The 10603-nt window shown below is 38.0% G+C and carries 7 protein-coding genes; 2 read left to right on the top strand and 5 right to left on the bottom strand.

What is annotated here, in order from left to right; genetic code table 11:
- Positions 1-414: 414 nt before the first annotated feature.
- Positions 415-3009 carry a putative PEP-binding protein gene (locus ACP6PM_RS15095; RefSeq protein ID WP_426585944.1) on the bottom strand — a complete coding sequence of 865 codons (2595 nt, stop codon included), beginning with the start codon at positions 3007-3009 and terminating at the stop codon, positions 415-417.
- Positions 3010-3540: 531 nt separating this feature from the next.
- Here ACP6PM_RS15095 and ACP6PM_RS15090 point away from each other — a divergent pair.
- Entirely contained in the window at positions 3541-4281 is a 741-nt protein-coding gene (locus tag ACP6PM_RS15090; RefSeq protein WP_426585942.1) for a ComF family protein, read from the top strand.
- Between the two features lie 99 nt (positions 4282-4380).
- Positions 4381-4632 (top strand): UPF0175 family protein, encoded by a 252-nt coding sequence (locus ACP6PM_RS15085; RefSeq protein WP_426585940.1) that lies wholly within the window; start codon positions 4381-4383, stop codon positions 4630-4632.
- A 329-nt stretch (positions 4633-4961) separates the two neighbouring features.
- On the opposite strand, the gene ACP6PM_RS15080 is transcribed toward ACP6PM_RS15085, so the two are convergent.
- From ACP6PM_RS15080 to ACP6PM_RS15065, 4 genes are all read right to left on the bottom strand, one after another.
- A complete protein-coding gene (locus ACP6PM_RS15080) occupies positions 4962-5327 on the bottom strand; it encodes an REP-associated tyrosine transposase (RefSeq protein WP_426585938.1) in 366 nt (121 codons plus the stop codon).
- A 198-nt stretch (positions 5328-5525) separates the two neighbouring features.
- A complete protein-coding gene (bchH, locus tag ACP6PM_RS15075) occupies positions 5526-9566 on the bottom strand; it encodes a magnesium chelatase subunit H (protein ID WP_426585936.1) in 4041 nt (1346 codons plus the stop codon).
- A 50-nt stretch (positions 9567-9616) separates the two neighbouring features.
- Positions 9617-9973 (bottom strand): HepT-like ribonuclease domain-containing protein, encoded by a 357-nt coding sequence (locus ACP6PM_RS15070; protein ID WP_426585934.1) that lies wholly within the window; start codon positions 9971-9973, stop codon positions 9617-9619.
- The gene (locus ACP6PM_RS15065) at positions 9960-10298 is read right to left on the bottom strand and encodes a nucleotidyltransferase family protein (RefSeq protein WP_426585932.1); all 339 of its coding nucleotides are present in this window, start codon (positions 10296-10298) and stop codon (positions 9960-9962) included. Before ACP6PM_RS15065 ends, ACP6PM_RS15070 begins: the two co-directional genes overlap by 14 nt.
- Positions 10299-10603 lie beyond the last annotated feature (305 nt).

Genomic DNA, 10603 nt, shown 5'->3' with positions numbered 1-10603 from the left:
CTGCAAGGGAAGGGGGAGAAGCTCCCCTCTCCTCGCAGGAGAGGGGTTGGGGGAGTGGATTAAAAAACCTAACCCCCCAACCCCCTTCCCTGCAAGGGAAGGGGGAGAAGCTCCCCTCTCCTCGCAGGAGAGGGGTTGGGGGAGAGGTCTTCGCTAGTTGCTCGCTCCTAACCCCCCAACCCCCTTCCCTACAAGGGAAGGGAGAGAATACTTAGCCCCTCTCCTCGCAGGAGAGGGGTTGGGGGAGAGGTCTTCGCTAGTTGCTCGCTCCTAACCCCCCAACCCCCTTCCCTACAAGGGAAGGGAGAGAATACTTAGCCCCTCTCCTCGCAGGAGAGGGGTTGGGGGAGAGGTCTTCGCTAGTTGCTCGCTCCTAACCCACAATTTTAGTCTTGACACGGCACTACTAATACTTTATTCCTGCTCTCCCACTCCCCTACGAGCTATTTCTAATATCAAACGTTGTTCGGCACGAGCGATCGCTTGATAAGTCTGTTCAACAGTATTGACATTAACAGAAATGGAAGTAATACCCCACCGAATTAAATCATCTATTATTTCTGGGTATAAAGCAGGAGCATCACCACAAATAGAACAAGGAATACCAGCAGTTTTAGCCTGATAAATTAATTGCTCAATTGCTCTCATTACTGCTGGATGACGAGCATCAAAAATATTTTTCATTTCTTCTTTTTCTCGGTCTATACCTAACAATAATTGAGTTAAATCATTAGTGCCAATAGCAATACCTTGTACGCCTGCTTTTACATATTCAGGTAATAAGAATAAAACTGATGGTACTTCTGCCATAATCCAAATTTGAAAATGATTTGGTTTATCCTTCCAGTTAGTTTCAATTCGACTCCGACAAAATTGAAATTCTTCTACAGAACGTACAAATGGCAAGATTAAATGAACGTTACTGTAACCTAATTTATGTACTTTAGATAAGATATTTATTTCTAAATCTAGTAACCTCGGTTCTAGCATATAACTAAATGTGCCATGCTGTCCTAATATAGGATTATAATAATTAGCTTGATAGGAAAAATTTAATTCTTGACTTGAATTTTGAGGATTAATATTTTGACTATATCGATCGCCTCCATCGCTAGAATAATTTAGCGGTAATTGTTTTAGTTCTTCAGTTAAAGTTTTTTCTTGATAACTAGAATTAAATAATCCCAGATCGAGAGAACGGTAAAAAACTGGTTTAGGAGCAAAAGCAGCAGCAAATTGACTAAGATGCTGCACCATTAAATCTATTAATTCTGATTGACGACCTTGTTGTATCCACCATAAAGGATGATGATTTTCTAACAATTCAATTGCCATTAATTCCGAGCGTAATAATCCTACTCCATCTATAGGTAAATCTTGAGCTTTTTTAATTGAATTAATTTGACTGATATTCACAAATAATTTACTGCCAATGGGAAAGAAGTTTGGAGAATGAAGAGGATTTTCTACAGCTTCTATATCCAGTTCTTGAGAATTATTATTTTGTTCTTTAACTAGATGTACTTCTCCATTATTGCCATTAACTAATAAATAGTTACCTGTTTTAATTATCTGAGTAGAATTGGTAGCTCCAACAATAGCAGGAATCCCAAGTTCTCTAGCTAAAATTGCAGCATGACTTGTGATGCCACCTTGTTCAGAAATAATTCCAGCAGCATTTTTTAGTAATGGCAAATAAATCGGAATAACTGCCGATACAACTAAAATTGCTCCTTCAGGAAATTCTTCTAATTGTGGAGCTAAACTCTGAATAACTATGGCTTTAGCTATTACTTTACCTGCTGATACTGGTATTCCGGTAATAATAGGATAATCAATATTTTCAATAGATTCAAACAAGAAACCGGGTTTATTGCCCTGATTATTGTTTTTTAAATCAGGAAATTTCGTCGATAAACCAGGTTTATGCGCAAGCTCTATAGATTGTTTTTCTTTTGTTGTCGAACTAGGTAACTTTTCTAAATTTTGATAGTCTTTTTGCAGTTTCTTAAAATCGGTAATTAATAGTTGAGGTTCAGTATTACCATCACTTTTAAACAAACTCCATTTAAAACAAAAATCAGTCGGGAAATCCTTTGTTATTTTCTGAGTTAACTCAAGTAATAATTGTAGGTGGTTGTATTCTAAAGCAAATTCTTTTTGTAATTCTTCTGGCAAGAAAAAAGCTTGCAGTGCTGGTAAGGTATCAGGAATAGGCATTTGAGTATGATAAACTTCTTGCCATGTATTGGTATAGCTTACTTTTGTAATAACTGGATCGAGATTATAAGCTATGATTTTATTCCCTAATTTTTTGTCTTGTATAGTGCAATTTTCAGGATAAATTAGATAAGAGTCGGGGATAATTTGCCCCAGGTCAATAGATATTCCTAAACCATGAGTTGCTTGAATTTCCCAAGTATCTGCAAAAACTTGAATATTTCCCGAAGCGATCGCCGATTGTAAAGGTTGTACTAAAACTACTGGTTGAAGTTGTTGAATATCAATGTGGTTACTATGCCAATATAATAAACTTTTAGCCTTGAATATTTCCGCCCATACTTGTTTAATTCCTTGGATAAATTCTGCCGATCTAGATTCACAAATTGTTGGTTCTAATATTCCTAAAGTTTCCAGGTTAGGAGCAGCTAAATAAGGCTGAAAAATTAATACTTCAGCATTAAGATTATTAATTGCAGATTCCAATGATGAGACTAACTCAAATGGTAGATCCGTATCGACGATATAGTAGTTAATCGAGCGAGAAATATGTTGTAATTGTTGATAGTCATTAATATTAAAATGTAAAGAAGAATGAGGGAAATTAGCTAATAAAGGGTCTGACCAATCAATATGTTGTAAAAATTGCCAAAAGCTATTTGCTGGAATGACAAAACCGGGTTTAATTGGATAACCTTTCTCCATGAGGTTAGCTAAATAAAAAGCTTTTTCTTCCACTGTCTCCCGGTCTGATGATTGAAGTTGATTTAGCCAGTAAAACTTATACACAAAACTATTACTTTGCTTACGTCATTTCAGTTATCAGTTAACAATACCTCTGGCTGAAGCTAGAGGCTTGAAATACTGAAGTTTAGTTTTTTCATACCCTTTTAAGGGGATGCTTGAGACCTTATTTTTTGGCTTAACTCTGATTTTATCAGTAAATAGTCTCCTCATGCTATACTAATTTCATAAAATATTGCTAAAGTCATGGAATACAACAAAAAAAATAGGTCAAGAACAGTATATAAAAAAGCTGATGTTTTCAAATTCATGTGTTTTATAAAGTCTTAGGTTAAAGGCAGGAATCACAGATTTGTAAATAACTACTTTTTTAAATTTAGTTTTCAATAAAAAGCTTATTTTTATCTGATAAAAATAAGGTGATTTTGAAAAAAAATTATATTTTCATAGCCTCCTAATTCAGATTGGAGGAACTGACAACTGTTAACTGATAAGTTCATAAGCATGCATTAATTACACATCTTATTTACTCCCTTTTCCCTGTTCCCTATACCCTCTCTCAAAACTGAAATAACAATGATTAAATTTATCTGGAGAAAAATACTTAAACCATTTCTAAATATATTTCTTAAAGCTAACTGTCCTCTTTGTCAGCGATCGGCAGACAGAGAGTTTTGTCAATATTGCGAAAAACAAGTTTGGCGCTGTCAGTTTCCTGGTGGAGGAGAAATATTTCCTGGAGAAGTACCCGTATTTATTTGGGGTCAATATAAAGATAGTCTCAAACGAGCGATCGCTGCTATGAAATATGAAGATAACCCACAAATAGCAAGACCTTTGGGATATTGGTTGGCAGATGGGTGGTTAGCTTCCCCAGTGGCAAACCTTGACAAAGTGATAGTTGTACCCATTCCCATGCACAAAAAAAAGCAGAGGGAACGAGGTTTTAATCAGGCGGAACTATTGGCCAATAGTTTTTGTGAGGCGACAGGTTTGCAGATACGGCGAAATGCTTTGGCAAGGGTGAAGCAAACCCAGGCATTATTTGGTTTGTCTCGTGGGGAGAGGTTGGAAACAGTGAAGGATGCTTTTGTGGTTGGGAAAGATTTGCGTAACCGTCGTCCTCGCGTTTCCGTTTTGTTGGTGGATGATATTTATACAACTGGTGCAACAGTGAATTCTGCCATAGAGGTTTTGCAGAAAAGAGGTATTAGAGTAGTGGGAGTCTTAGCGATCGCGACCACGAAAAAACCTAGTACTAAGAAACCAAAGTTAAAAAGTCAGAAAGTGGTGAAAAAATCTCAGTCTCAAAAGTAGGAATGAGATTAAAAAATGGGGTTGACTTATAACAGTTTATGTCGCTCAATATTATTCTATAAAAATGTTTGTAGTTACAATTTATTAACACAAAAAACTATGCCTAACATCACAATCAACCTACCTGATGAAATATTTTCTTCCCGTCGCCTACCACCCAAAGAATTTGTTGAAGATTTACGACTAGCAGCCCCTATTTACTGGTATCAAAAAGGGGAAATTTCTCAAGAAAAAGCAGCCCAAATTGCCGGGATTAATCGCCGAGATTTTCTGCAAGCACTAGCCGGCGAACAAGTAGATGTTTTTAATGTTGATTTTAATGATTTACAAGAAGAATTAAATCGTGGCTAATTTTCCTGTTATTAATACTTCCCCTTTTCGTAGATGTAGGTTGGGTTTCGTTGCCTCAACCCAACATTATCTTGGTTTGTTGGGTTGCGCTGTCGCTTAACCCAACCTACGTTTTATTCTTTGCTAATGTTACTATCAAAAATCAGTCTTTCTGAAGCACCCCACAGTTGCTCATAAATTCCCGCTTTTACATAACGATGGAAACTAGAATATTCCCAATCTTTCGGAGCAGTTACTAATCCATGATTTACTGGATTATAATGAATATATTCGAGATGATTAGCAAAATCTGAATCGTCTCGAATTTGATGCTCCCAAAACCTGCGTTGCTAAACCGTTTTTTCCTTTTTATCTTGTCGAGATGTTGAAATTTTTTCTTGATATTGAGAATAGCATTTACGACTGAAATAACTTTTAATTAATCGCCAACGAGTTGAAAAATTTGCATCATTTTCAGGTAATGTCCAAATAGAATGGAGATGGTCTGGCAAGATAACAATAGCATCTATTTTAAATGGATGTTTTTCCATAACATATTGAAAAGCTTTTCTTAGTAAATCTACATTTTCAGGTTTGCACAAAATTTTCTGGCGGTTGTATGTTACTACTGTGAAAAAATAAGTTGCTCCTGGTGTTTTTGCCCGACGATATTCCATAATATTTTGTAGGTTGGGTTGAGGAACGAAACCCAACATAATATGTTTTTGTTGGGTTACGCTTTTGATTTTGTTACCTATATTGTAGGTTGAGTTGAGGAACGAAACCCAACAAAATCTTCATTTGTAAAGTTTAGCGATCGCTCCCAAAAGACGTAGGTTGGGTTGAGGCAACGAAACCCAACACTATCTTAGTTTGTCAACACGATCTTGGTTTGTATTGGGTTGCGCTGTCACTTAACCCAACCTACTCACACCTTCAATATCCTCATCTGCTAACTCATACAACTGCCGCAACTTCTGCAATTTCTCGTCATCTGCTTGCCAAAAACCGCGTCCGTTCGCTTCCAACATCCGCCCAATAATATTCCGAAACGCTTCTGGGTTTGCTTCCCGCAATTTCTGCGCCATCTCTGCATCCAAAGCATAAGTTTCGGCAGCACCGTCATAAACCCAATTATCAGCAAAATTAGCTGTACCGCCCCAACCTATCAACGCGGTCATCCGTTGGGAAATCTCGTAAGCTCCCCCACTACCTTGATTTGCCATTGCTTCTGCCCACTTTGGATTCAATAATTTTGTGCGATATTCCATGCGCAACAAATCTTCTAATTTTCGGGGGGTGGTATCCTTGGAAAAACTTTCGACAAAACTCGCACTTACTTTTTTACCCCGTTTTTTCTCTGCTGCTAACTTCAACCCACCAGTATTAGCATAATATTCCTGAATATCTGTCAAACCATATTCCACAGAGTCAATTTCTTGCACGATGCGATCGCAACCTTTCAACAATTCTTGCAAAACTTCTGGTCGTGCTTGACCTTTATCCTGACGACCATAACTAAAGACATTTCGCCCTTCCCAAGTATCGCCCAACTCATCCCCAGACTCCCAGTTTCCATCCACAACCCGGTCATTCACCAACGAACCAAAATCACCAGCGGGATTAGAAAATAACCGCGCTGAAATATTTTCTACACCTTGCGCTTGCAATGCTAAAGCGTGTTTGCGGATAAAATTCTGTTCCACAGGTTCGTTTGCTGTTGCTGCTCGTTGGAATAGATCGTCTAATAATTCAATAATATTGACAAAACTATCCCGGAAAATTCCCGATAAATTTCCTAAAATATCGATGCGGGGATGACCGACTTCAGCTAAAGTCTTTAATTCATAACGAACGATACGACCGGTACCTTCTTTTACTGGTTCAGCACCTACTAATTCTAATAAAATTCCGATTGATTCACCGCGAGTTTTAATAGCATCTAAACCCCATAACATTACTGCCACAGTTTCAGGATAATTATTATTTTCTTCCAGATGTTGAGCAATAATTTTCCGAGCAATTTCTCGCCCTCTTTCATAAGCAGCGGGAGAAGGCATTCGATAGGGATCTAAAGCATGAATATTTCGTCCGGTCGGCAAAACTCCAGCACCATCTCGTAATAAATCTCCTCCTGGAGCAGCCGGAATATATTCTCCATTTAATCCACGCAAAAGATTAGTCAATTCATCAGTATTTTGCATCAACAAATCCCGAATATTTACCAGATCATTCTTAATATCATTATCCGTATATCCGTGCCCAAAATCCGAGTCTAGCTTATCAGTATTTTGTCTCAACAAATCCCGCATATTTCCCACATCTTTATTAACTCTATCATCCGTATATCCGTGCCCAAAATCCGTGTCGAGATATCCGTGCCAATCCGAGTCTAGCCCTCCGATTTTTTCTCCAAAATAAGCTTCTAAATAAGATTTTAATTCCTCCTGATTCGGCACTTCTCCCAAAGTATGCAAACCAGAAGAAAATAATCTTTGTTCCACAACCTGCAAATATTCGTAAATTTCGACAAAATAGGGATTAACCACATCTGCACTAAACATCCGCGCATTTTCCGCAGTAAATTCAATTCCTAATTTTTTGCCATACTCAAACGGACAATCTGAATTTAAACCAGTATCAAAAATTTTCTTAAAAATCGGTTCCCTCAACCCCGAATTTTTCTGGGAGTCTTCCCGATATTCAGAAATTAACTCTCGCAAACTCACCAATTCTTTATATAAACCTGCCCGACTATATGGAGGAATATTATGAGAAATTAAAACTCCATAACCACGACGTTTTGCCAACATAGATTCTGAAGGATTATTAGCAGCATATATATATAGATGTGGCATATTTCCTAACAGAATATCTGACCAAGAATAGCCAGTATTTCCCAAGGGCGAACCCGGCAACCATTCTACAGTTCCGTGCATTCCAAAGTGAACAATTGCATCTGCTTGAAATTCATTTTGGAGCCATTTATAAAAAGCAGCATATTGGGGATGGGGGGTTAAATCTCTTTCAAACATTAAGCGCATAGGGTCGCCAGAAATTCCGAGAGGTGGTTGTACACCGAGCCAAATATTTCCTAATTTAATTCCGCCAATATGGAAATTTTCACCATCGGTTTTTATGCCTGTGCGGGTGAGATTTCCCCATTGTTTTTCCATGCGAGTTGTTGATAGATAACCTAACCATTTTTCGAGACTTTTAATATTGACTTGAGAAGGATGGGAGGATGAAGAATGGGAGAAAGACGAAGGACGCGAGCAAGATGCTCGCACTGGTTCTGAACTATGGGGGGAGGAAGAGGAAGAAGAAATTTCATCTGCTTCTTTAATTTGACGGATAAGTTCTTCCCCATCTTCAGGAATTTCCCCAACATTGTAACCTTCCTCTTTCAGAGCGTGGAGAAATTTGAGGAGCGATCGCGGCACGTTTAATAAAGCTGCTGTACCTGTAGCACCATAACCGGGAGGAAAACCATAGAGAATAACGGCTATTTTTCTTTCTGCGGGCGTTTTCTGACGTAGTTTAATCCAATTTTTGACTCTACCCGTGAGACGCTTCACTCGTTCGGGAATTAAATAAATATCTTCTCCCACTAAACCACCCAGGGGAACAGGGTCGATCGCTCCATCTAATTCTGGCAGTGCATATAAAACTACGCTTTGCAAACCTCCCACACCTTGGCGCGTCCAAGAATGGATGTCTTGAATGAGTAGGGGTGCTGCAACAAAATAAGGTACATTTTTCGCAGTGAGGATGCGTTGGGAAACTTCCACTTGTCGCCCTGCTTCCATGGAACCCGCAGGACCTCCCACCAAGGGGAACCCAATAGTTGAAACGACGGCATCAACTTCCACTGCTTCAGGAGATAAGGAAAGTATTGGTTTAACAGAATCTAACTTTTGACTTTCACGGGACTTACGCACGGACACTACTGAGGGCGAATGCCATTCACCCCTACGTCTGCGGTTTTCAAGGTTAATTTGCGTAAGTCCTGTTTCAACAGAATCTAACTTTTGACTTTTATCTAACTTTTGACTTTTGACTTTTGACTTTTGAATTTTATCTAACTTTTGACTTTCAGAAACACTTGTCATCCAGTCTCTGACGGCGACATGACCTTCGACTCCGTTGATAAATACGGGTAGAGGTGTTAAACCTGCTTCTTCAAATTTGCGGATAAGTTGGGGAATGTATGGTTGTTTGGTAATGACGTGTTTGCGATAAAGCAAAATTCCAACAACCGGAGTCTGGGAAGTTTGCTTTTCTTGGCGATACCATTCTAGATATTTTTTGGGAGACTCAAAATAACCCTGATAGTCTGGATGCAGCAAACCCATATTGGGAGTTTCCAGTGGTGGAGGAATTTCTCCGACTTTTAAGTCTAAATATTTTTCTGCCAAAACCCAACACATAGCAGCCACATTTTCTGTACCACCAGCATTCCAATAACCATAAATTATCAACCAGTTGCGGAGGTCTTGCACTTTTTTCACTGGTACAAACTTGAGTAATTTCGGACCTGTTTTCAGGAAACTGATATAACCTGCAAGTTTATCTTCTTCTCTCCCACTGGAAAATTTGCTGAGAATAAATTTGACTGGTTTTGGCATTCCTTTCGGTTGGTCGCCAATAATAAATTTCCCCAATTTTGTTAATGCCATCAATTCTAATGCTGACTCAAAAACAAGACGGATGGGAATATTTTTTACTCTTTCGCGCAACCATAAAACTTGGTCGTAGTCGAAAAGCAGACTCCCGAAAAAGACATCAGCATTTTCTAAGGCAGTGGCAACAGTTTCCGATTGTTGGGAAAGGGCGCGATCGCTAAATACTTGGATATCTAAATCTGGACATTGGGATGTTGCAAGTTGAGCTGCTTGACGGTATAAACCAGTGTTAAAAGATTCAAAACCTGCAATTAAGACAATACGTTTCATGGCCTAATTTTTAATAAAATTTACTATACTATTAGGGTAACGAAAAAAGACTAATTATCATCCATATCATCAGTCGAATTTAGTAAAAGCGACTCAAGCAGTGCTAAAACTTCTGGAACATCACTTTGAATGACATCCCAAAGGGTATTAAGGTTAAGGAGATCGTATTGATGGGCAAGAATATCTCGCATTCCAGCAATATCTTTCCAAGGAATTTCCGGGTATTGTTCTCTAAATTCTGGTGATAGTCGCTTGGTAGCTTCTCCCATTACAATAATTTGATAGAGAATAGCAGATTGTTTTTCTTCATTGGTTTCTAACTCTGATTTATCAATCCCTTTAGTAAATTGCAAAACTCGCCTTGCTGCGTTAATGATATCCAAAAGTGATGCTTTATCCCTGCTCATAAATTACCTCCGCTGTCTTGAGAATTTCCTGGCGACGAATCCAATTTTCACTATTTTCAATAGATTCTTTTACGGCAAGATCAACTTCACGCCCGATACTTGCTTCTAATTCATGTTTGATTTTGGCGATAGTTAATAATCCCTGGCGAGCGTTGGGTGCAAAGCGAATGAGAATATCAATATCACTATCGTTGTGAAAGCGATCGCTTAAAACCGACCCAAATAAAGCCATTTCTGTAATATTCCAACGTTGACAAAATTGAGCAATTTCCTCTGTCGATATGCCCAAACGTTTTTGTAATTGAGGATTTAATTTTAGTAGCATTTTTTTCTCAAAATAACTAATAGATAGATAAAATTTATGCTATTATTGAATTATACACTAAATATAGTACTCATAAATCTTAATTAATTAAAAATATGTCTACCATTTATAGATTAAAAGCCAGCCAACTAAACCATAAATTCCTAGAAGCACTCAAAGCAAAATTTGGAGATAAAGAAATTGAAATTATTGTTTCTTAAGTTGACGAAACAGGTTACTTATTTAAAAGTGAAGCTAACAAAAATAGGTTGTTAAATGCTGTAAAAAATGTCGAGGATTAAACTAATTTAATTGAATTTTCATTA

The organism is Dapis brunnea BLCC-M229 (assembly GCF_050015995.1).
Taxonomy (GTDB): domain Bacteria; phylum Cyanobacteriota; class Cyanobacteriia; order Cyanobacteriales; family Microcoleaceae; genus Trichodesmium.
This window is presented reverse-complemented; position numbering and strand designations above follow the sequence as displayed.